Source organism: Streptomyces deccanensis, from assembly GCF_022385335.1.
GTDB classification, from domain to species: Bacteria; Actinomycetota; Actinomycetes; order Streptomycetales; family Streptomycetaceae; genus Streptomyces; species Streptomyces deccanensis.
In genome coordinates, this window is sequence record NZ_CP092431.1 from 7,830,025 (window position 1) to 7,853,237 (window position 23,213).

General features: G+C 72.6%; 17 protein-coding genes. 16 read left to right on the forward strand and 1 reads right to left on the reverse strand.

Annotated elements, in window-relative coordinates; genetic code table 11:
* Positions 1-138 precede the first annotated feature (138 nt).
* The 3 genes from L3078_RS34725 to L3078_RS34735 all read left to right on the forward strand — a co-directional run bounded on the left by L3078_RS34725 (position 139) and on the right by L3078_RS34735 (position 2,424).
* Positions 139-1,314 carry an AAA family ATPase gene (locus L3078_RS34725; RefSeq protein ID WP_239757880.1) on the forward strand — a complete coding sequence of 392 codons (1,176 nt, stop codon included), beginning with the start codon at positions 139-141 and terminating at the stop codon, positions 1,312-1,314.
* 58 nt (positions 1,315-1,372) lie between these two features.
* Positions 1,373-1,753 (forward strand): nucleotide pyrophosphohydrolase, encoded by a 381-nt coding sequence (locus L3078_RS34730; RefSeq protein ID WP_420864136.1) that lies wholly within the window; start codon positions 1,373-1,375, stop codon positions 1,751-1,753.
* A 194-nt stretch (positions 1,754-1,947) separates the two neighbouring features.
* Positions 1,948-2,424, forward strand: coding sequence for a DUF6099 family protein (locus L3078_RS34735; RefSeq protein WP_033525220.1), 477 nt, complete (start codon positions 1,948-1,950; stop codon positions 2,422-2,424).
* Positions 2,425-2,671: 247 nt separating this feature from the next.
* Here L3078_RS34735 and L3078_RS34740 read toward each other — a convergent pair whose 3' ends face one another.
* On the reverse strand, positions 2,672-2,839 hold the full coding sequence (locus L3078_RS34740; protein WP_177261818.1) for a hypothetical protein: 168 nt from the start codon (positions 2,837-2,839) through the stop codon (positions 2,672-2,674).
* A gap of 239 nt (positions 2,840-3,078) precedes the next feature.
* Between L3078_RS34740 and L3078_RS34745 the strand changes: the two genes are divergently transcribed.
* From L3078_RS34745 to uppS, 13 genes are all read left to right on the forward strand, one after another.
* Positions 3,079-4,002 carry an LLM class F420-dependent oxidoreductase gene (locus tag L3078_RS34745; protein ID WP_239757882.1) on the forward strand — a complete coding sequence of 308 codons (924 nt, stop codon included), beginning with the start codon at positions 3,079-3,081 and terminating at the stop codon, positions 4,000-4,002.
* Positions 4,003-4,588: 586 nt separating this feature from the next.
* Entirely contained in the window at positions 4,589-5,962 is a 1,374-nt protein-coding gene (locus L3078_RS34750; protein WP_239757883.1) for an amidohydrolase, read from the forward strand.
* Positions 5,952-7,007, forward strand: a complete 1,056-nt coding sequence (locus tag L3078_RS34755) for a LacI family DNA-binding transcriptional regulator (RefSeq protein WP_239757884.1) — start codon at positions 5,952-5,954, stop codon at positions 7,005-7,007. The genes L3078_RS34750 and L3078_RS34755 overlap by 11 nt, the downstream gene beginning before the upstream one ends.
* Before the next feature lie 83 nt (positions 7,008-7,090).
* Positions 7,091-7,840, forward strand: coding sequence for a glutamine amidotransferase (locus tag L3078_RS34760; RefSeq protein ID WP_239757885.1), 750 nt, complete (start codon positions 7,091-7,093; stop codon positions 7,838-7,840).
* A complete protein-coding gene (deoD, locus tag L3078_RS34765; protein WP_239757886.1) occupies positions 7,837-8,682 on the forward strand; it encodes a purine-nucleoside phosphorylase in 846 nt (281 codons plus the stop codon). Before L3078_RS34760 ends, deoD begins: the two co-directional genes overlap by 4 nt.
* A gap of 163 nt (positions 8,683-8,845) precedes the next feature.
* A complete protein-coding gene (locus L3078_RS34770; RefSeq protein ID WP_239757887.1) occupies positions 8,846-9,937 on the forward strand; it encodes a BMP family lipoprotein in 1,092 nt (363 codons plus the stop codon).
* Positions 9,938-9,966: 29 nt separating this feature from the next.
* Complete coding sequence (locus L3078_RS34775) at positions 9,967-11,646, forward strand: ABC transporter ATP-binding protein (protein WP_239757888.1); 1,680 nt, start codon at positions 9,967-9,969, stop codon at positions 11,644-11,646.
* Positions 11,643-12,776 (forward strand): ABC transporter permease, encoded by a 1,134-nt coding sequence (locus L3078_RS34780; RefSeq protein WP_239757889.1) that lies wholly within the window; start codon positions 11,643-11,645, stop codon positions 12,774-12,776. The genes L3078_RS34775 and L3078_RS34780 overlap by 4 nt, the downstream gene beginning before the upstream one ends.
* Positions 12,773-13,708, forward strand: coding sequence for an ABC transporter permease (locus L3078_RS34785; protein ID WP_239757890.1), 936 nt, complete (start codon positions 12,773-12,775; stop codon positions 13,706-13,708). The genes L3078_RS34780 and L3078_RS34785 overlap by 4 nt, the downstream gene beginning before the upstream one ends.
* Positions 13,709-13,906: 198 nt before the next feature.
* Positions 13,907-16,771 carry an esterase-like activity of phytase family protein gene (locus tag L3078_RS34790; protein ID WP_239757891.1) on the forward strand — a complete coding sequence of 955 codons (2,865 nt, stop codon included), beginning with the start codon at positions 13,907-13,909 and terminating at the stop codon, positions 16,769-16,771.
* A gap of 128 nt (positions 16,772-16,899) precedes the next feature.
* The gene (locus L3078_RS34795; protein ID WP_239757892.1) at positions 16,900-18,384 is read left to right on the forward strand and encodes a 3' terminal RNA ribose 2'-O-methyltransferase Hen1; all 1,485 of its coding nucleotides are present in this window, start codon (positions 16,900-16,902) and stop codon (positions 18,382-18,384) included.
* Positions 18,381-20,933, forward strand: coding sequence for a polynucleotide kinase-phosphatase (locus L3078_RS34800; RefSeq protein ID WP_239757893.1), 2,553 nt, complete (start codon positions 18,381-18,383; stop codon positions 20,931-20,933). Before L3078_RS34795 ends, L3078_RS34800 begins: the two co-directional genes overlap by 4 nt.
* Before the next feature lie 218 nt (positions 20,934-21,151).
* On the forward strand, positions 21,152-23,014 hold the full coding sequence (gene uppS / locus L3078_RS34805) for a polyprenyl diphosphate synthase (protein ID WP_239757894.1): 1,863 nt from the start codon (positions 21,152-21,154) through the stop codon (positions 23,012-23,014).
* Positions 23,015-23,213 lie beyond the last annotated feature (199 nt).

Genomic DNA, 23,213 nt, shown 5'->3' on the forward strand with positions numbered 1-23,213 from the left:
GCGCAGGGCGCGCCCCTGCGGGCCGGGCGCCCTCGTGCGGGCCGGGCGCCCTCGTGCCGGGCGGGGCGCTCCCCCGATCGTAGGAAGATCCACTCGGCGGAACGGTTTGTCTGCGGGGCGGGACCCTAGTGTCCGCATATGACCGTGTCATCCCTGTCGCCGGTGGTGCCCGCAGCGGACCCCGGGGCGCGTCCGGAGCGGCCGAGCGTCACCGAACTCCGGCTCTCCGCCTTCGCCGGGCACCGGAACGTCTTCCTCCCGCTCGGCCCGCTGACCCTCCTCGCCGGACGCAGCGGCAGCGGCAAGACCACCGCGCTCAGGGCGTACGAGGCACTGGCCGGACTCGGTGGCGGCGCCCGCCTCGACGAGGCCTTCCCCGACCCGCCGGGCTGCGTCCCCGAACGGGCCCGCCCCGACGCCCAGCGGCGCCGGGGCTTCCGCATCGGCTGCACGGCCGACGGCCCCGAAGGACCCGTGCACCTCGACGTCGCCATCCAGGCCGAGCCCGAACTCCGTGTCGTGGGCGAGCGGTTGACCTGCGGTGGGCTCACCCTGCTGGAGACGGCGCTCGTCGACCCGAGCCGCCCCGTGGTCCAGGCCGCCTGGCACACGGCCGGCTCCTCGCCGGTCACCCGCGGGCCCCTGCCCGACGACCGCCTCGGCACCGCGCTGCTCCCGCTCCGCGTGGCAGGCAAGACGGACGGACAGCGCCGGGTCCTCGCCGCCGCCGAGCAGATGGTCGTGGCCCTCCGCTCGGTCTACGCCTGCGATCCCCGCCCCGGCCGCATGCGCGCCGCCGTGCCGCTCGGCTCCGGACGGCTGCTCCGGGGCTGCGACAACCTCGCCGACGTGCTGTGGCGTACGCGGGCGGAGTGCGGCCGGCGGCACGCGCTGCTCGTCGGTGCCGTACGCGACGGCTGCGCGGGACCGGTCCTCGATCTGCTCGCCGAGCCGTTGGGGGACGGTGCGGTACGGGCCGTGCTGGACCGGGGGAACGGGGTGCGGACGGCCCTGGGCCTGCTCGGGGACGGCGAGTTGCGGTACCTCGCGCTGGCGCTCGTGCTGTTCACCGGTCCCGGCGTGCTGGAGGTCGACCAGGCCGCGGAGGTGCCGGCGGCCCTCCAGACGCTCACGGTCCTCGCCGACGGCTTCGACCGGGGCCTCGACCCCCGGCAGGCGGGGGAGTTGGTGCGACTGGCGGCCCGGATGTGCGAGCGCGGCCACATCCGGCTCGTCGGCGCGGTGAGCGACGCCTCCTGGGCCGCCGGGGTGGAGGGGGTGACGGTGGTAGACCTGAACCGTGAAAGATCGTGAATCCGAAGCGGGGCATGGTCCTGAATCCGAAGCGGGGCGCGGGCCTGAATCCGAAGCCGTGCAAGAGCCCGGCCCCGGCCCCGGAGCCGCGCCGGGTCCTGGGTCCGGGCGGAAGCCGGATGTGGCGGCGTTGCAGCGGCGGCTCGCCGAGTTCGCCGCGGCCCGCGACTGGCAGGCGTACCACACCCCCAAGAACCTGGTCTCCGCGCTGAGCGTCGAGGCGTCCGAACTCGTCGAGATCTTCCAGTGGTTGACCCCGGAGGAGTCGGCGCGCGTGATGTCGGACCCGGAGACCGCCCACCGCGTCACGGACGAGGTGGCCGACGTGCTCGCCTATCTGCTCCAGCTCTGCGAGGTGTTGGGGATCGACCCGTTGTCAGCGCTGGATGCGAAGATCGACCGCAACGAACGGAGATTCCCGGCGCCGGGGCGGCCCTGAGCACCCTCGACGCTGAGCGCCTCCGTCCGGTTGTCACTCTCCGGAGTTAAAAAGTTGTCCACAGCCGACTTGTTATCCACAGATTTCGGGCTTCCTCTGGCTTTCTGTCTCAGCGACCCTCACTGTGGGTAATGAACAGGCAGGAGTTCGGGCGGACGTGTGAGAGCGCGTCGGAGAAAAGTCGGGGGCAGCGCATGGATGCGGTGCGGCTCATCTTCGCGAGCAGGCGTGCTCTGGCGGGCAGCGTCGAGGGACCTCAGATCATGGCGGAGGCGTGGCAGTCCTATGCCCTCGCCCAGGCGATCGGGAGCCGCCTCGCGGTCTCGGGACCTCCCGAACTGCGCGGTGAGGCACTGGGGTTGACCGAGCTGGCCGGCAGCGGCTGCGGCATACTCGGCGCCCCGCCGCTCGGCGTGGGCGATTTACGTGCCGCCCAGCTCACCGAGTTGGGCGACGCCCACGAGTCGCTGCTGCGGCTCGGGGGTCTGCTGGGCGAGGTCGGTATCGCGCTCGTGGGCCTGGCGAGCGGGGCGGACGACGAGGCGACGTACTGGCAGTGCATGGAGGCGATCGACGCGGCGGACGAGGCGCGGGACCGGGTGCTGGAGATGCTGCGGCGCCTGGCGGTGAGAGACCAGGTGCTGTCGGAGAGAGACGCGGCGGCGGGGTGAGCCGTTGGGCCGCGAACGGTTCGTGGTCGCTCGCGAGCCTTCCCACAGGCACGAAGGATGGGGCGCCCCCTGTTTTTTAAGGGGCGCGGGGAACTGCGCGACCAGCCCCCACCCACCCGCAGTCGAACAACTACTCATCTCAGGAAGCCGAAGGGGAGTCGAAGAGGGCGCGGCCCCCGGACAGGGCGAACGCCCGGCCGGGAAGGCGAGGCCGGGCGTCGGGGTTCGTGGCTCGGAGAGCCCCGGCTCAGGCGGGTTCGCTCTCCTCCGCGGCAGCGGCACGCGGCGCGGAGAACTCCGCGTCGAGCTGGGACAGGTCCGCGTTCAGGGCAGCCATCAGCTCCTCCATCTGCTGGAGCAGACCCTTCGGCTGCGCAGGCACGGCAGCCTGCTCCGGCACGGCTTCCTGGGACATGTGACGGCCTCCTCGGCCCTCGCCCCCCGAGGGGGCACGTGGTGCGGGCGCCCCGGCAGCGGCCGCCGGCGACGGGTGCCGGGCGGTCCGGCTCCTCCCGAGCAACGATCACCGTTCCGGCCGGTCACTGACCCCGCCCGTCCCGGGCGCCGGGTTGACGGATTTTCACCCGACCGTGGCCCCAAGGCACCGGTGGGACCGATGCCGTTGACCGAGGGTCGAGCGTGCAGGATGGAGGCATGGATCTTCGCATCTTCACCGAGCCCCAGCAGGGGGCGACCTACGACACCCTCCTCACCGTCGCCAAGGCCACCGAGGACCTCGGCTTCGACGCGTTCTTCCGCTCCGACCACTATCTGCGCATGGGTTCGTCGGACGGTCTGCCGGGCCCCACCGACGCGTGGATCACCCTGGCCGGACTCGCCCGCGAGACCAAGCGCATCCGCCTCGGCACCCTGATGACTGCAGGAACCTTCCGCCTGCCGGGTGTGCTCGCCATCCAGGTCGCGCAGATCGACCAGATGTCCGGCGGTCGCGTCGAACTCGGGCTGGGCGCGGGTTGGTTCGAGGAGGAGCACAAGGCGTACGGCATCCCGTTCCCCAAGGAGAAGTTCGGGCGTCTGGAGGAGCAGCTGGCCATCGTCACCGGTCTGTGGGCCACCGAGGTCGGCAAGACGTTCTCGTACGAGGGCACCCACTACCAGCTGACCGACTCGCCCGCGCTGCCCAAGCCCGCGCAGGCCAAGGTGCCGGTCCTCATCGGCGGTCACGGCGCGGTCCGTACCCCGCGGCTCGCCGCGCGGTACGCCGACGAGTTCAACATGCCGTTCGCGTCGATCGAGGACAGCGAGCGCCAGTTCGGCCGGGTCCGTGCGGCCGCCGAGGAGGCCGGCCGCAAGGGCGACGACCTCGTGTACTCCAACGCCCTGGTCGTCTGCGTGGGCAAGGACGACGCCGAGGTCGCCCGGCGCGCCGCCGCGATCGGCCGTGAGGTCGACGAGCTCAAGGCCAACGGCCTCGCCGGCTCCCCGGCCGAGGTCGTCGACAAGCTCGGCCGCTACGGGGCCATCGGCTCCCAGCGCGTCTACCTCCAGGTCCTCGACCTCGACGACCTGGACCACCTGGAGCTGATCTCCGCCCAGGTGCAGTCCCAACTGCCGTAACCCGAGAGGCGTCCCGCGCCCCACCCGGGCCGCGGGACGCCACCGCCCACGACGCCCCCAGCCCCCTCCGGCCCCCGGCCCGCAGCTCCGGGCCCTCCGGCTCCTGGCCCGCAGTTCCGGGCCCTCCGGCTCCTGGCCCGCAGTTCCGGGCTCCGGCCCCCGGCCCCCAGTCCCCGGCCCCCCGCAGTCCGTGGCCTTCTGGTTCCCGGCCCGCATTCCCCGGCCCTCCGGCTCCCGGCCCGCATTCCCCGGCCCTCCGGCCGCCCAGTCTCCGGACCTCGGCCCCTGGCCCACGGCCTTCCCCCCTCAGGCCCGTGCCCTCCGCCCCCTGCCCTCCGGCACTCCGCCCTGTCTCCGCCCCCCGGCCCCCTGGCCCACGGCTGTCCGCCCCCAGGCCCGTGCCATCCAGCGCCCCGCCCTCCAGCCGCCCGGCCCCCCCGGCAGCCCAGACCCCGACAGCCCAGGCCCCCGGCCTCCCCGGCTCCCCGCCCCCGGCTCCCATGCCCCCGGCCCACCCCCAAGCCGTTCCGATATCCGAAGCGTCTCCTTGTTGTGCAAAACGTTTTGGATATCTACCTTGTGCCGCATGAACGACGACACGTCCCCTTCCGTCCCCCGCCACCGCCTCCTGGTGCGGGGCTGTGACGTGCTGCGCGTGCCGGTGGAGGGGGAGTGCGACGTCCTGCCCGGGCGGGACATCGTGGTGGCGGACGGCGTCATCGTGGACGTACGGCCGACGCGGGCGGAAGGGCCGGAGGAGCCGGGCACGGAGGTGGTCGACGGCCGGGGGCTGCTCGCCCTGCCCGGGCTGGTGAACGCGCACACGCACAGCCCGATGGTGCTGATGCGGGGCGCGGCCGAGGACGTCACGGTCGAGGGATGGTTCAACGACCGCGTCTGGCCGATGGAGTCCAATCTGACCCCCGAGGACGTGCGGGCCGGCGCCCTGCTGGCGTGCGCGGAGATGATCCGGTCGGGCGTCACCACCTTCGCGGACCACTACTTCTTCCCCGAGGAGATCGCCGGCGCGGTGGCCGAGGCGGGGCTGCGCGCCGACATCGCGCCCACCTACTTCAGCAGCGGCGGCCCGTCGGCGCTGGAGGCAGGCGTCGCCTTCGCCGAGACCTGGCACGGCGGGGCCGGCGGTCGGGTGACCGTCTCGCTCGGGCCGCACGCCCCGTACACCGTCGACGACCGGGATCTGCGGACCCTGGCCGACCACGCCCGGCGGCTCGGGGTGCGGACGCACATCCACGCCGCCGAGCACCTGGAGCAGACGGAGTCCAGCCTGGAGCGGCGTGGGATCACCCCGGTGCGTGTGCTGCACGACACCGGGGTCCTGGACGCGGGCGCCCTGATCGCCCACGGCTGCGGGATCGTCGAGCAGGACCTGCCGCTGCTCGCCGAGTACGCGGACCGGACCGCCGTGGCCTGCTGCCCCAAGGTGTATCTGAAGCACGCGCTGTCCCCGCTGACGCCGGTCCGCGACCTGTCGGCCGCCGGGATCACGGTGGCCGTCGGCACGGACGGGGCCGCCGGACACAACACCCTGGACGTGTGGGAGGCGCTGCGGCTGGTCGCGCTCACGCAGAAGCAGGCGGTGCGGGACGCGACCTGGATGACGGTGTCCGACACCCTGCGCATGGCCGTGCGCGGCGGAGCCAGGGCCCTGGGGCTCCAGGACCGGATCGGCGCGCTGGAGCCGGGCATGCGCGCTGACATCGTCCTCACCGATCTGTCCGGCCCGCACTGCCGGCCGCTGCACGACCCGCGGGCCGCCCTCGTCTACAGCGCCCGCGCCGCCGACGTCCGCACGGTGGTCGTCGACGGGCGGGTGCTGATGCGCGACGGACGGCTCCTCACCGTCGACGAGCCCGCGCTGCTCGCGGACGTCGACGCGCGCGTGGCCCGGATCCTCGACACCTCCCACGGGAGAGCGGTGCAGCACTATGACCCGTGACCTGACCCGTGACACCGCCCACGAGCGCTCCGCCGTGCGCCGGGCGGCCTCCATCAAGGACGTGGCGGCGGCGGCTGGGGTCAGCCCCACCACCGTCTCGCACGTGCTGAGCGGGAACCGGCCCGTCAACGAACAGACCGCCGCCCGGGTGCGGAGCGTCGTGAACCGGCTGGGGTACGTGCCGGCGTCGCTGGCCCGCAGCCTCCAGGCCGGCGCCACCTCCGTGATCGGCCTGCTGATCCCGGACATCAGCAACACCTTCTTCGCCGAGCTGGCCAAGGGCGCCGAGGACGCCGCCCACGACCTCGGGTACGGGCTGATCCTGTGCAACACCGAGTTCGACGCCGACCGCGAGGACCGCTACCTCGGCATGATCCGCAGCCGGTTCATCGACGGCATGGTGTACGCCTCCGGGTCGCCCCCGTCCCGGAGGCGGCTGGAGGCGCTGATGGGCAAGTTCCCGATCGCGCTCGCCGACGAGGAGGTGGAGGGCCTGCACGGGGCGCTCATCGCCAGCGCCGACCACGAGGCGGGCGGGCGGCTGGTCGGTGAGCATCTGCGGGCGCTCGGCCACCGCCGGGCGCTGATGCTGACCGGCCCCCGCGACCTGCGCAGCGGGGCGGCCCGCGCGCACGGCTTCCGCCAGGCCTTCCACGGCGACGTCGTCGAGCGGACGGGCGACTTCAAGGAGGAGTCCGGCTACCGGCTGGTCGCCGAACTGCTCGACGACGGCGGGCTCGCGGACCGCACGGCCGTGTTCGCGGCCAACGACCTGATGGCGTTCGGCGCGCTCGCCGCGCTGCGGGAGGCCGGGCTGTCCGTGCCGGAGGACCTCTCCGTCGTCGGCTTCGACGACATCCGGGCCGCCTCGTTGATCAACCCGCCGCTGACCACCGTCCACCAGCCCGCCTACGACGTCGGGCGCACGGCCACCGCGCAACTCCTCCAGTACGTCTCCCGGGGCGAGGTCCCGCCCGCGTCCCGGCACACCCTCCCCGTGGAGCTGAAGGTACGGGCGAGCACGGCGCCGCCCGCCGCCCGCTGAACCACGCCCCACGTCAGCACCGCCGCGCCACGCGGCCATGTCCCCGCGCCCCGAAACCCCCCTGAGAGAAAGGCGGTTCGCCCATGCCCCGAGTCCTCGTCGTCGGCGAGTCCTGGTTCACGTACACGGTCCATCAGAAGGGCTTCGACGCCTTCCACACCGCCGAGTACACCGAGGGCGGCGGCGTCTTCCTCGACGCGCTGCGCTCACGCGGCCACGAGGTGACGTACGTGCCCGCGCACGAGATACCGACCCGGGTCCCGGACACCGCCGACGGCTTCGACGCGTTCGACGTGGTGGTCATCAGCGATGTCGGCGCGAACAGCTTCCAACTGCCGCCGGAGACGTTCAACCGGTCCGAGCCCGCGCCCGACCGCTCGGAGCTGGTGCGGGACTTCGTCGAGCGGGGCGGAGGTGTGCTGATGATCGGCGGCTATCTGACCTTCAGCGGTATCGACGCCCGTGCGCGCTGGGGGCGTACGCCGCTGGCCGCCGCCCTGCCGGTGACGATGCTCGACCGCGACGACCGGGTGGAGCTGCCGGCCGGGGCCGTCCCCGAGGTGGTGGGCCGACACCCGGTGGTCGCCGGACTCGACCGGACCTGGCCGGCCCTGCTCGGCCTCAACGAGGTGGCCGTACGACAGGACGCCGCGCTGCTCGCCGAATGCGCCGGGCATCCGCTGCTGGCCGTCGGCGACCACGGCAGGGGCCGCTCGGCCGCGTTCACCTCCGACGTCGCCCCGCACTGGGCCCCACCCCCGTTCCTGGCCTGGGACGGATACGCCGACCTGTGGGACCACCTCGTCCACTGGCTCGCGGGGGAGGACCTGTGACGGCCACGGCCGACGCCGCCGAGGGCACCACGGAAGACACCGCGAAGTCCGCGCCCGGGCCGGCGGCCGCAGCCGCCTCCGCCGCCGACGCTCCCGTGTCCGCCGGTACGCCCCACATCTCCGCCGCCCCCGGCGACTTCGCCCCCCTCGTGCTGATGCCCGGGGACCCGCGGCGGGCCCGGCGGATCGCCGAGACCGTGTTGGACGACGCGCGGCTGGTCACCGAGGTGCGCGGCATCCTCGGGTACACCGGCACGTACCGGGGCGTGCCGATGTCGGTGCTCGCCTCCGGCATGGGCATCCCGTCGATGTCGATCTACGCGACGGAGCTGTTCCGGCACTACGGGGTCCGCCGGATCGTCCGGGTCGGCACGGCGGGCGCGCTGCCCACCTCGGTCGCCCTCCGGGACGTCGTCATCGCCTCCGCCGCGCACACCGACTCCAGCGTCAGCCGTCTCCTGGTGGACGGGGTGACCCTGTCCCTCGCCGCGTCCTACCGGCCGCTGCGCGCGGCCGTCGACGCCGCCGACGCCGAGGCACCGGGCGCACCGAGCGGCCCTCGGCGCCCGGCCGTGCACATCGGGCCGGTGTTCTCCAGCGACCATTTCTACCTCGACCGTCCCGCGGTCCTCGACGCCCTCGAACGCCGGGGCACCCTCGCCGTAGAGATGGAGGCGGCCGGGCTGTACGCCGTGGCCGCGGCGGAGGGCCGTGAGGCGCTCGCCGTGCTGACCGTGTCGGACCACGTCCGCACCGGTGAGGCCCTGTCCGCCGCGGACCGGGAAACCGGGTTCGACCGGGCCGTCCGCATCGCCGCGGCCGCACTGTCGGCCGACGGCTGAAATTCCCCTGGAAGAAATCAAACAGAAACCGTTCGGCGTAGCCAAAACGTTTTGCACTTCCTACTGTCGCTGTCAACGAGGACAGAGGACTGAGGAGCAGCCGGCAGAGCGCCGAAGTCAGAAGACCGGGAAAGCAGGGAAAATGATCAGGAGGTCGACGACGATGAGAAGTTACGGACCGGGAGCCGCCGTCGCGGTGGCGGGAATGCTCGTGCTGAGCGCGTGCGGCGGAACGGGGTCGGACGATTCCGGGGCGGCCTCCTCCGGAAAGCCCAGGATCAAATTGGTGGTCAATGGCGGCCTCGGCGACAAGTCGTTCTTCGACTCCGCCTACGAGGGCCTGAAGCGGGCCGAGAGCAAGCTCGGCTACGAGCTGAAGGTGGTGGAGCTCGGCTCGGACCGCACCAAGTGGGAGCCGGGATTCGAGGACGCGGCGGCCGCCGACGACTACGACATCCTCGCGGCCGGCACCTTCGACGTCACCGACTACATCGGTGAACTCGCCCCGCAGTACCCGGACAAGAAGTTCTGGGTGTTCGACTCCGCTGTCGACTACACCGGCAAGAACGGCTGTTCCAACAAGTGCGAGAACGTCTACTCGGTGACCTTCAAGCAGAACGAGGGCGGATATCTGGCCGGATTCCTCGCCGAGAAGCTCGTCGCCGAGAAAGCCCTCAAGGGCGCCGAATCCCTGAACAAGGTCGGAGTCGTCGGCGGCGTGAAGATCCCCGTCATCGAGGACTTCATCGTCGGATTCAAGGCCGGATTCAAGGCGGCCGGCGGCAAGAACTCCGACGTCCTCACCCAGTACGTCGGCGGCGACAAGCCCTTCGGTGACCCGGCGAAGGGCAAGGAGATCTCCACCGCGATGTACGGGCAGGGCGCCGCCCTCGTCTGGCCGGTCGCCGGCCTCTCCGGACTCGGCACCTTCGAGTCGGCCGCGAGCGCCGGCCGCTACACCTTCGGCGTCGACTCCGACCAGTACCAGACCCTCACGGACAACGCCCAGAAGAACACCGTCGTCACGTCGATCCTCAAGAACGTCGGCAACGCCCTCTACCAGGCCGCCGAGGACGACAAGAAGGACGCCGTAAAGTACGGCGCCGTGCAGAGCGTCGGTCTCGCCGAGGACGCGGTCGGCTACGTCGACGACGCCCACTTCCAGGAGATCGTGCCGGAGAAGATCCGCACCGAGCTCCAGGAGGCGGCCGACCGCGTGAAGTCCGGTTCCCTCACGGTCCCCAGCGCCTTCTGACCCCCGTACCCACCCCGAACGGCCTTGAGATGAACGAGTCATGGGACCCGGCCGGGCCCGCCGTCGCCACCCGCGCGGTCACCAAGACCTACGCCAACGGCGTCCGCGCGGTCCGGGGCGTCGACCTCGACGTACCGGCCGGTGAGATCCGCGCGGTCGTCGGCGAGAACGGCGCTGGCAAGTCCACGCTGATGAAGCTGCTCTACGGCCTGGAGCAGCCCACCTCCGGCGAGATCCTGATCGGTGGCCGGCCCCGCGTGCTGCGCGGTCCGGCGGCCGCGATCGCGCTCGGCGTGGGCATGGTCCACCAGAACCTGATGCTGGTGCCGTCCTTCACCGTCGCCCAGAACGTCGTCCTCGGCGTCGAGCCGGGCCGGCGGGGCCTGGTCGACGCCGGGGCGGCCGTCGAGGCCACCGCCCGGCTCGCCGAGGAGGCCGGTCTCGCCGTCGATCCGCTGGCCCGTATCGACGAGGTCTCGGTCGGCATGCGCCAGCGCGCCGAGATCCTCAAGGCCCTCCACCGCCGCGCCCGGATCCTGATCCTGGACGAGCCGACCGCCGTCCTCACCCCGCAGGAGTCGGAGGACCTCTTCGCCGCCGTGCGACGCCTGCGCGACGGCGGGATGACCGTGCTGTTCATCTCCCACAAGCTGCGCGAGGTGCGGGAGATCAGCGACCGGGTGAGCGTGATGCGGGCCGGCGCCCTCGTCGGGACCGTCGCCACGGCCGACACCTCCGAGCGTGAACTCGCCGCGATGATGGTCGGCCGCGAGATGTCCCTCGACGTGGACCGGGCCCCCGCCCGGCGCGCCGGGACCACGCTGCGGGTGCGGGACCTGGGTTACTCCGCGCCGACCGGGCAGTCCCTGCACGGCCTCGACTTCGACGTCGCCGCCGGTGAGATCGTCGGCGTGGCCGGGATCGAGGGCAACGGCCAGACCGAACTCGCCGAGATCCTCGCCGGGTTGCGGCGACCGAGCACGGGGACGGTACGGGTCGGCGACACCGACACCGCCGGGCTGGACGTCGCGGGACACCGCCGGGCCGGCATCGGATACGTCCCCGAGGATCGCCTCCACGACGGGGCCGCGCTGGACGAGTCCATCGCCGACAACCTCGTCGTCGACCGGCACGACCGCCCGCCCCTCGCCCGCCGGGGCGTCCTCAGCCCGGCCGGCGTACGCGCCCACGCCGAACGCCTGGTCGCGGACTACGCCATCCGTACCCCCGACCCGTCCGTCCCCGTGCGCGCGCTGTCGGGCGGCAATCTGCAGAAGGTCGTCGTCGCCCGCGAACTCTCCGCCGGGCCACGGCTGTTGATCGCCGCCCAGGTCACCCGGGGCGTGGACATCGGCGCGATGCGCTTCATGTACGAACGTCTCGTCGCCGCCCGCGACGAGGGCGCCGCGGTCCTCCTCATCTCCGCCGACCTCACCGAACTCCTCGCCCTCTCCGACCGGTTGCTCGTCCTCAAGGACGGCCGGCTCGTCGGCCGCTTCGACGACACGACGGGCCTCACGGAGAAGCGGGTCGGCCTGTACATGCTCGGCGTCGAACACCACGCGCCGGAACGGCTGAAAGCCGGACTGGACGACAACGGCCCCGACTCCGACCCAGGCCCAGGCCCAGGCCCAGGCCCAGGCCCAGCCCCAGGCCCAGGCTCCGACGACTCCGGCTCCGGCCGCTCCGGAAAGGCGGCGGCCTCGTGACCGGCACACTCATCGAGAGCGAGGACCGCCGGGAGTACCGGGCCACCCGGCGCCGCGGCCTCGCCGTCGACCTCAGCATGACCCTGGCGACGATTCTGGCCGCCCTCGTCATCGGCTTCCTCGTGATGCTCGCCACCGGCAAGGACCCGGTCGCCGCCTACGAGGCTCTGCTCACCGGCCCGTTGGAGCGCTCCTTCCGCGTCGGCCGCTGGCTGGAGGACGCCACCACGCTCACCCTGCTGGGTCTGTCGGTGGCCATTCCCTTCCGGGCCCGCCAGATCAGTCTGGGCGCCGAGAGCCAGCTGTACGCGGGCGCGCTCGCGGCGGCCATGGTCGCGATCCTCCTGCCGCTGCCGCCCGTCGCCGCGGTGATCGTCCCGCTGGTCGCCGCCGCGGCGGCCGGGGCCGGCATGGGCTTCGTACCCGGCTCGATGAAGGCACGGCTCGGCGCCAACGAGATCGTCGCGACGCTGATGCTCAACGCCATCGTCGTCCGCGTCTACGACTACCTGGTGAACGGCCCGTTGAAGGAGCCCGGCAGCAGCGCCGTCCACTCGGAGCGCATCCAGCCGGACTCCGCGCTCACCCCGCTCACCGAATGGCTCGGCGTCCCCTTCGGCCGCGCCAACGTCGGCTTCCTCCTGATGCTGCTCACCGCCGTCGCCCTGTGGCTGCTCGTCACCCGTACCCCGCTCGGCTACCGCATCCGGATGACCGGGTCCAATCCGCACTTCGCCGAGTACGGCGGTATCCGCGTCCCTCGCGCCATCGAGTGGAGCTTCGTGATCGGCGGGGCCGTCGCGGGCCTGGCCGGAGCGCACCTCGTGCAGGGCGTGTACGGGCGCCTCGAACCCGGGCTCGCCGGGAGCCTCGCCTTCGAGGGGATCGTGGTGGCGCTGCTCGCCCGGAACAACCCGCTGGTCGTCGTGGTCGCCGGCCTCTTCTACTCCTACCTGCGTGCCGGGGGAGACATCATGGAACAGCAGACGGACGTGGGCACGGAGATCGTGGTCGTGATCCAGGCGGTCATCGTCCTCCTGGTCACCGCCCAGGCCCTGCCCAACCTCCTCAAACGCCGTCTCGCCCGCCGACCGGCGAACGCTCCGCACGGCGAGGGGGCCGCCCGATGAGTTCCGTCGTCGACGTCGTCCTCAGCAGTGCCTTCCTCGCGGCCGTGCTGCGCGTGGCGACCCCCTATCTGCTCGCCGCCATGGGCGGACTCGTCGCCGAACGCGCCGGCATCAGCAACATCGCCCTGGAGGGCCAGATGCTGAGCGCCGCCTGCACGGGCGCGCTGGTCGCCGGCTACAGCGGCTCGGTCGCGGCCGGCGCCCTGGCCGGCGTGACGGTGGCCGTCCTCCTCGGCCTCCTCCTCGCCGCGCTCCGTCTCGAACTGGGCGCCGACGCGATCATCGCGGGCATCGGCCTCAACCTGCTCGCCTCCGGCGGCACCGCCTACGCCGTCTTCACCCTCCTCGGCGACAAGGGCGGCACGTCGGGCCTGAAGAGCGGCACCCTGCCCACGGTCACCCTGCCCGGCATCGAGGACATCCCGGTCGTGGGTGACGTACTGAGCGGGCAGAACATGCTGACCTGGCTGGCCTTCCTCGCGGCACCCTTCGTCGCCTGGCTCTTCTACCGCACCCGCTTCGGCTTCCACCTCCGCGCGGTCGGCGAGATGCCGGACGCCGCCGCCTCCGTCGGCATCGCGGTACGGCGCGTGCAGTACGCCGGTCTCGCCCTCAGCGGCGCGCTGGCCGGCCTCGCCGGGGTGTTCCTCAGCATGGGGTACGTGTCCTTCTTCGTCCGGGACATGACCGCCGGCCGCGGCTTCATCGCCCTCGCCGCGGTCTTCCTCGGTGGCCTGCGCCCCTGGGGCGTCTTCCTCGCCGCCCTCGGCTTCGGCGCGGCCGAGGCCCTGGCGGTCCAGCTCGGCACCCTCGACGTCCCCCCGCAACTGGTGTCGACCATCCCGTACGCCATGACGCTGGTCGCGCTGGCCGTGTACGCCTGGCGCAGGAAGCGCCGAGGCGCGGGGCAGGTGGCCCCGGCATCCCTCTGATGCCGTCTGCTGCCAAGTGGGTGGCTGGTCGCGCGGTTCCCCGCGCCCCTGGAAAAGCGGGGCTGCGCCCCTGCTTTTTCGCCCCGAAACGGCCGTAGGCCTTTCAGGGGCGCGGGGAACCGCGCGACCAGCCCCCACCGGACCCGCACCCCGCGACGCAACACATCGAACCCCCACCCTCCCCGGAAGGGAACACCCATGCCCAGACACAGACGGCTCGTCGGCAGACGCAGACGCGCCGCCCTCGCCGCCCTCACCACCTCCGCCCTCCTCGGCGGCCTCGCCCTCACCAACGGTCTCGCCGCCGACGCCGCCCCCGAAGCGGACGGCACCCCCAAGAAGACCCAGAACGGCATCACCCTCCTCGACACCCTCACCGTCCCCGCCGGAACCACCGAGCTCGGCATGCCCTTCGGGGGCCTCTCCGGCATCGACTACGACCCGAAGTCGCACACGTACGCCGCCCTCAGCGACGACCGCTCCGAGAACGGCAAGGCCCGCTTCTACTCCCTCCAACTCCCCCTGAAGGGAGAGAAGTTCGCCACCGACAAGCCCACCCTCGACGCGCTCACCGTCCTCGACGACACCACCGGCGAACCCTTCGCCGCCAAGGCCGTCGACCCGGAGGCGATCCGCTGGAACCCCGGCGGCAAGGGCCTGCTGTGGACGAGCGAGGGCGCCTCCGCCTCCGGCCAGCCGGCGTTCGTCCGCGAGACGTCCACGGCCGGCGCGTACGTCCGCGACCTGCCGCTGCCGAAGGCCTACGCCCCCGTCCGCTCGGAGTCGGGCACCCTCACCGCCGGTGTCCGCAACAACCAGGCCCTGGAAGGGCTGACGCTCTCCCCGGACGGCCGCAAGGCCGTCACGATCACCGAGAACGCGCTCGTCCAGGACGGCCCGGCGGCCGGACTGACCGCGAAGAGCCCCTCCCGCCTGCTGGTCATGGACCGCCGCACCGGCAGGCCCGAGGCCGAGCACGTCTACGAGGTCGACCCGATATCCGCCGCCCCCACCGCCCCGCTGCCGGCCCCGGTCGGCACGTACGCGGCCGACCGGGGTGTCTCCGAGATCCTCGCGATCAACAAGACCGACTACCTCACCGTCGAACGCTCCTTCGCCTCCGGCGTGGGCTTCGCGATCCGCCTGTACTGGACGACCACCCGCGGCGCGACGGACGTACGCGGCGAGCCGAAGCTGTCCGGCACGGAGCGGCCCATGCCGAAGAAGTTGCTCTACGACTTCACCCTCTCCGGCACCGACGCCGACAACGTCGAGGGCGTCACCTGGGGCCCGACCCTCCCCGACGGCTCCCGCACCCTCGTCCTCGTCGCCGACGACAACTTCGGCTTCAACGGCAGCGTCACCAAGTTCCATCTGCTGTCGGTCCGCCCCGGCGCCCTGACCGACGGCGTCCCCGCCACCCCGAAGCAGCCCGACACCGTCGACGTCCAACTGCTCTCCTTCAACGACTTCCACGGCAACCTCGAGCCGCCCACGGGCCGCGACGCCACCCTCGGCTCCAAGCTGGACCCGAAGTCCACCCCGGTCGGCGGCGCCGAGTACCTGGCGACCCGCCTCGCACAGCTCCGCGAGGGCACCGACGCCTCCCTGACCGTCGCCGCCGGCGACATCATCGGCGCCAGCCCCTTCCTCTCCGGCCTCTTCCACGACGAACCGACCGTCGAGGCCATGGAGAAACTCCACCTGGACGTCACCGGCGTCGGCAACCACGAGTTCGACGAGGGCACCGAGGAATTGCTGCGCATCCAGCACGGCGGCTGCCACCCCGAGGACGGCTGCTACATCGAGGGCGAACCGTACGACGGCTCCGCCTTCCCGTGGCTCGCGGCCAACGTCCTCGACCGCACCACCGGCAAGCCGCTCCTCGCGCCCACCTGGGTCAAGAAGGTCGACGGCGTCAAGGTCGGCTTCATCGGCATGACCCTGGAGGGCACCCCGGCGGTCACCGGCCAGTCCGGCATCACGTCGGTCCGCTTCGCCGACGAGGTCGAGACCGCCGACGCCGCCGCCCGCGCGCTGCGCCGCCAGGGCGTCGAGGCGATCGTGGTCCTGCTCCACGAGGGCGGCGTCCAGGCCGGCTCGTACGGGCAGTGCGACGGCATATCCGGTCCGATCGTCGACATCGCGGAGCACCTGGACCCGGCCATCGACGCCGTCGTCACCGGCCACACCCACCAGCCCTACGTCTGCACCCTGCCCGACCCGGCCGGTCACCCCCGTACGGTCACCTCGGCCTCCTCCTTCGGCCGGGTCGTCACCGAGACGCGCCTGCCCGTGGACCGCCGCACCGGCGACGTCGTACGGGACCGGGTCGCCGCCATGAACCACCTCGTCACCCGCACCGCCGCCAAGGACATCGACCAGACCGCCGTCATCGACAAGTGGAAGGCCCTCTCGGCGCCCTTGGCCAACAAGGTCGTCGGCAGCGTCACCGCCGACATCACCCGCTCCGAGACCCGCGACGCCGAGTCGGACCTCGCGAACCTCGTCGCCGACGCACAGCTCGCGGCGACCTCGGCGCCCGAACGGGGCGGCGCGCGGATCGCGTTGATGAACCCCGGCGGCGTACGGGCCGACCTCGTCCACGCCTCCTCGACGGGCGGCGAGGCACCCGGCCAGATCACCTACGCCGAGGCCTTCGCCGTACAGCCCTTCGCCGGGTCCCTGGTGTCGGTGGACCTCACCGGAGCGCAGATCGAGCAGATCCTGGAGGAACAGTTCAACGACTCCGGGACCCGCGCGCCCACCCTGATGCTGGGTGTCTCCAAGGGCCTGACGTACTCCTTCTCCCGCAGCGCCCCCGTCGGCGACCGCATCGACCCGTCGTCGATCGAACTCGACGGCGAGCGGCTGGACCCGGACGCCACCTACCGGGTGACCGCCAACACCTTCCTCGCGGCGGGCGGCGACGGGTTCACCACCTTCGCCGAGGGCACCAACACGGTCGGCGGCGGCGACGACATCACCGCCCTCACCGACTACCTCACCGCACGCAGTCCCGTCGCCCCGCCGGGCACCGACCGGGTCACCGAACTGCCCTGACGACCGGGCCGACGTCGTGGCCGCGGGGCCGGCCGCGGCCACGACGTGGGGAAAATGCCTGAGTGCGCCCGGATCCTTCGCTGTACGTTGGGCGTCCATCCAGACACCCACGACGAGGCAACCCCACTGTGTTCCTGACGATCAGTACCACCGGCACCCCAGAGCGCCCCGCGACCGATCTCGGTTTCCTGCTGCACAAGCATCCCGACAAATCGCAGGCGTTCTCCACCTCCTACGGCAAGGCGCACGTCCTCTATCCCGAGGCGGACGTCGAGCGGTGCACGGCCGCGCTGCTGCTGGAGGTGGACGCGGTGGCACTGGTCCGCCGGGGCAAGGGCAAGGGCCGCGGCGGCGCCCCCGACGCGGCGCTCGCCCAGTACGTCAACGACCGCCCGTACGCGGCCTCCTCGCTGCTCGCGGTCGCGCTGAACGACGTCTTCTCCAGCGCCGTGCGCGGCCAGTGCAAGGCCCGCCCCGACCTCCCGGCACAGGTCCGCCCGCTGCGCGTCGAGATACCGGCCCTGCCCGCCCGCGGCGGCCCGGGCCTCGTCGCCAAGCTCTTCGCGCCGCTCGGCTGGACCGTCACCGCCGAGGCGGTACCGCTGGACACCCAGTTCCCCGAGTGGGGCGCCTCCCGCTACGTGCGGCTCGTCCTGGAGTCGGAATCGCTGACCCTCGCCGAGGCGCTGCGCCACCTCTACGTCCTGCTGCCGGTCCTCGACGACGCCAAGCACTACTGGGTGTCGTCCGACGAGGTCGACAAGCTGCTGCGGGCGGGCGAGGGCTGGCTCCCGGCCCACCCGGAGCACCAGCTGATCACCAGCCGCTATCTGTCCCGCCGCTGGTCGCTGACCCGGCAGGCCATGGAGCGCCTGGAACTCGTACGGCTGGCCGAGGCCGACGACAGCGAGGTCGAGGACATCGACAACGCCGTCGAGGAGCCCGCGGACGACGAGGCCGAGGAGAAGCCGACGCCGCTCGTCGTGCAGCGCCGGGACGCGATCATCGCCGCGCTCAAGGACTCCGGGGCCGCCCGCGTCCTCGACCTCGGCTGCGGCCAGGGCCAGTTGGTGCAGGCGCTGCTCAAGGACGTCCGCTTCACCGAGATCGTCGGGACGGACGTGTCGATGCGCGCGCTCACCATCGCCTCCCGCCGCCTCAAGCTCGACCGCATGGGCGAGCGCCAGGCCTCGCGCGTCCAGCTCTTCCAGAGCTCCCTCGCCTACACCGACAAGCGCCTCAAGGGCTATGACGCCGCCGTGCTCTCCGAGGTCATCGAACACCTCGACCTGCCCCGGCTGCCGGCCCTGGAGTACGCGGTGTTCGGCTCGGCCCGCCCCCGCACCGTCCTTGTGACCACCCCGAACGTCGAGTACAACGTCCGCTGGGAGTCCCTGCCCGCCGGACACGCCCGGCACGGCGACCACCGCTTCGAGTGGACCCGTGAGGAGTTCCGCACCTGGGCGACCACGGTCGCCGAACGGCACGGCTACGACGTCGAGTTCGTGCCCATCGGACCCGACGACCCCGAGGTGGGGCCGCCCACCCAGATGGCTGTGTTCAAGCAGCGCGACACCGACAGGACCGACGAGAAGGAGGCGAAGGCAGCATGAGCGAGACCACCCAGCAGACCGGCAAGGGGCGCACCCTGCCCGTCACCGACCTCTCCCTCATCGTCCTGATCGGCGCCTCCGGATCGGGCAAGTCCACCTTCGCACGACGGCACTTCAAGCCCACCGAGATCATCTCCTCCGACTTCTGCCGGGGCCTCGTCTCGGACGACGAGAACGACCAGAGCGCGACGAAGGACGCCTTCGACGTCCTCCACTACATCGCCGGCAAGCGCCTCGCGGCCGGTCGCCGCACCGTGGTCGACGCGACCAGCGTGCAGCAGGAGTCCCGCAGGCAGCTGATCGAACTGGCCCGCGCCCACGACGTGCTGCCGATCGCCATCGTGCTCGACGTACCGGAGGAGGTGTGCGCCGAGCGCAACGCGGCCCGCACCGACCGCGCCGACATGCCGCGCCGCGTCATCCAGCGCCACACCCGCGAACTCCGCCGCTCCCTCAGGCACCTGGAACGCGAGGGCTTCCGCAAGGTGCACGTCCTGCGGGGCGTCGAGGAGGTCGACCGCGCCACGATCGTCACCGAGAAGCGCTTCAACGACCTCACCCACCTCACCGGCCCGTTCGACATCGTCGGCGACATCCACGGCTGCGCGAACGAACTGGAGGCGCTGCTCGGCAAGCTGGGCTACGTCGACGGCGTCCACCCGGAGGGCCGTACGGCCGTCTTCGTCGGCGACCTCGTCGACCGGGGCCCGGACAGCCCGGGCGTGCTGCGCCGCGTGATGTCGATGGTCGGCTCCGGCAACGCGCTCTGTGTGCCCGGCAACCACGAGAACAAGTACGGCCGTCACCTGAAGGGCCGCAACGTCCAGCACACCCACGGCCTCGCCGAGACCATCGAGCAGATGGAGGGCGAGAGCGAGGAGTTCAAGAAGCAGGTACGCGAGTTCATCGACGGACTCGTCAGCCACTACGTCCTCGACGGCGGCAAGCTGGTCGTCTGTCACGCCGGTCTGCCGGAGAAGTACCACGGCCGCACCTCCGGCCGGGTCCGCAGCCACGCCCTGTACGGCGACACCACCGGCGAGACCGACGAGTTCGGCCTGCCCGTGCGCTACCCGTGGGCGGAGGACTACCGGGGCCGCGCGGCCGTGGTCTACGGCCACACCCCGGTGCCCACCGCCACCTGGCTGAACAACACCATCTGCCTCGACACGGGCGCCGTCTTCGGCGGCAGGCTCACCGCGCTGCGCTGGCCGGAGCGCGAACTCGTCGACGTACCGGCCGAGAAGGTCTGGTACGAGCCGGCCAGGCCGCTGGCCACCGAGGCGCCCGGCGGGCACGAGGGCCGTCCGCTGGACCTGGCGGACGTGCACGGCCGCCGGGTCGTCGAGACCCGGCACGCGGGCCGGGTGTCGGTCCGCGAGGAGAACGCGGCCGCGGCCCTGGAGGTCATGAGCCGCTTCGCGGTCGACCCGCGGCTGCTGCCGTACCTGCCGCCGACCATGGCGCCCACCGCGACCTCGCACATCGAGGGCTACCTGGAGCACCCGGCGGAGGCGTTCGCGCAGTACAAGGAGGACGGTGTCGCGCGGGTCGTGTGCGAGGAGAAGCACATGGGGTCGCGGGCGGTCGTCCTGGTCTGCCGTGACGCGGACGCGGCCCGCGCCCGCTTCGGCGTCGAAGGGCCCACCGGGTCCCTCTACACCCGTACCGGTCGCCCGTTCTTCGACGACGAGGCGCGCACCGAGCTGGTCCTCGCCCGCATCCGCGAGGCCGTCACGGCGGCGGGCCTCTGGGACGAACTCGACACCGACTGGCTGCTGCTGGACGCCGAGCTGATGCCCTGGTCGCTGAAGGCGTCCGGGCTGCTGCGCACCCAGTACGCGGCCGTGGGCGCCGCCTCCGGCGCGGTGTTCCCGGGCGCGCTGGCCGCCCTGGAGGGCGCGGCGGCACGCGGTGTCGACGTGGGCGACCTGCTGGGCAGGCAGCGCGAGCGGGCCGCCGACGCGGCCGCGTTCACGGAGGCCTACCGGCGCTACTGCTGGCCCACCGAGGGCCTGGACGGCGTCCGGCTCGCCCCCTTCCAGATCCTCGCTGTCCAGGGCCGCAGCCTCGCCGCGCTCCCGCACGACGAGCAGCTGGCCCTCCTGGACCGGCTCGTCGAGTACGACGTCAGCGGCCTGCTGCAGACCACCCGGCGCCTCTTCGTCGACACCGGGGACGAGGCCTCGGTGCGGGCGGGCATCGACTGGTGGCTGGAGATGACCGGCCGGGGCGGCGAGGGCATGGTCGTCAAGCCCGTCGGGGCGGTCGTCCGCAGCACCCAGGGGCGGCTGGTCCAGCCGGGCATCAAGTGCCGGGGCCGGGAGTACCTGCGGATCATCTACGGCCCGGAGTACACCCGCCCGGAGAACCTCGCCCGGCTCCGCGGCCGGTTCCTCAACCACAAGCGGTCCCTCGCCCTGCGCGAGTACGCCCTGGGTCTGGAGGCCCTGGACCGGCTCGCCGAGGGCGAGCCGCTCTGGCGGGTGCACGAGGCGGTGTTCGGGGTACTGGCCCTGGAGTCGGAGCCCGTCGACCCCCGACTGTGAACCCGACGCCCGCCGCGCACGACCCTCGTGCGCGGCGGGCGGACCCGTGCCCGTGACGTGACATTGCGGCTGATAATGTCGCGAGCAGGCGTGGCCGTGTTCCGCGTTCGAGAGGTTCCGGCGGTGCTCGGGGGGACAGCGATCGCAGCCGATCGCAGGCGACCGCTGTCACCCGAGTCGGTCCCATCGGTCCCAGTCGAAGGTATGTGGGGTTTCCCATGCGTCGCACCACCACGCGGTTCGGAACGCGGTCCGCAGCCGGATCCGGAACGCGGTCCGGGCGAGAGCGCTCGGCCCTCGACGCCGCGTACGACGCGTGCCGCCGCCTGGTCCGCACGACCCGGCCCACCGAATACGCCCTGATGCAGCTCATGCCGCCGACGGTGCGCCCCGCGTGCTGGGCCCTGTACGCCGCCCTCGCCTCCGCCGACGACCTCCTCGACTCCACCGAGGGCACCCCGCAGGAGCGGAGCAGGCGGCTCCAGGAGTGGCGGACCGCGCTGGAGGCGGACCTGGCCGCCGGGACCAGCGACGACCCGGTACGGCACGCGCTGACCGACGCGGTCTGGCACTGGGGGCTCGACCTCGGAGACCTGCTGGGCGCCCTGGACGCCGTCCAGGGCGACGAGGCCCGCGAGGGTGTCGCGACCTGGCAGGAGTGGCGGGAGCGGGCCCACGCCCAGAACGTCAGCTGGCCCGAACAGCTGATGCGCATGCTGGTCCGCTCCGGACTGCCCGTCCCCGTGCGGCTCCGCGACCTGCCGGGCTTCACCCGGTTCGTGGACGGTCTGTTCCTCGCCGACATGCTCCGTGACCTCCCCGAGGACCTCGACGGCGGACACGTGTGGTTCCCCACCGAGGTCCTCGACCGCTTCGGCGTCACCCCGGCCGACCTGATCTCCCGCGACTGGACCCCAGCCGTCCGCCGGCTGATCGGCCACCTCGTCGACCAGGCCCGGCAGTGGCTGGAGAGCTCCCGCCGGGCGCTGCGGAACACGCTGCCGCTGGGCCCCGCCATCGTGCTCGACACCGCGGTCGAACTCTTCGGCGCGGAGCTGGACGCGATCGCGCGCTCCGGCTCGGCCGTGCTGCACCGCCCGGTACGCGTCCCCCGGCACATCGAGTGGCGGATCGTCGGCCCGGCCCGGGCACGGGCCGCCCTGGTGTGGCGGCTGACGCTGCCGCCCGGCAGGGACGACGCCCCGGTGCGGCCGGCCGGCGGCGCGTCGCCGCGCGGCGGCACCCAAGACGACTCGGCACCGAACCTCCTCACCGGCCCCGAACGGCCCGTCACCCGCATCGCCGAGCCGCCGCTGCCCCCGCGCCCGCACCGCGACGGAGCCCGCCCACCGGCCATAGCCGAAGGGCTCCTGCCCCAGCACGTGGCGATCGTCATGGACGGCAACGGACGCTGGGCCACCGGGCTCGGGCTGCCCCGCGACGAGGGGCACCGCGCCGGAGCGGTCGCCCTGCGCGACGTCGTCCAGGGCGCGCTGGAGATCGGCCTCGCCCATCTGACGGTCTACGCCTTCTCCACCGAGAACTGGAAACGGTCGCCCGACGAGGTCTCCAAGCTCTTCGCGATCATGCGCGCCGAACTCCTCGACGGCGAACTGCTCGACCACGACGTACGTCTGCGCTGGGTGGGGTCCCCCGACGGCCTCCCGGAGGACGTGGTGGAAGTCCTCCGCGCCCAGGAGCACGCCACCCGCCACCGCACCGGCCTCACCCTCAACGTCTGCGTCAACTACGGCGGCCGCGCCGAACTCACCCAGGCCGGCGCGTCGTTGGCCCGCGCCGCACTCGCCGGTGACGTCGACCCCGCCCGGATCTCCGAGCAGCTCTTCGCCGCCCACCTGCCCCATCACGCCCTGCCCGACGTGGACCTCCTCTGGCGCACCAGCGGCGAGATCCGCACCTCCAACTTCCTCCCCTGGCACGCCCACTACGCCGAACTCCACTTCACCGACCAGCCCTGGCCCGACGTGGACCGCCGCGACCTGTGGGAGGCGGTGACCGCCTACACCCACCGCAAACGCCGCAAGGGCGCGGCGCCGACTCCGCCGGAGGGGGCCGAGTAGGAGCTCGGGGCCGCGGGTGGGTTGTCGGGTGCGGCTCCGGTGGGGCTTCTCGCGCAGTTCCCCGCGCCCCTGAAAAAGCGGGGCTGCGCCCCGGCTTTTTCGCCCCGAAATGGCCGTAGGCCTTTCAGGGGCGCGGGGAACTGCGCGATCAGCCCCCACCGGACGGACGCCTGGGGGTCGAAGGGGCGCAGCCCCTTGA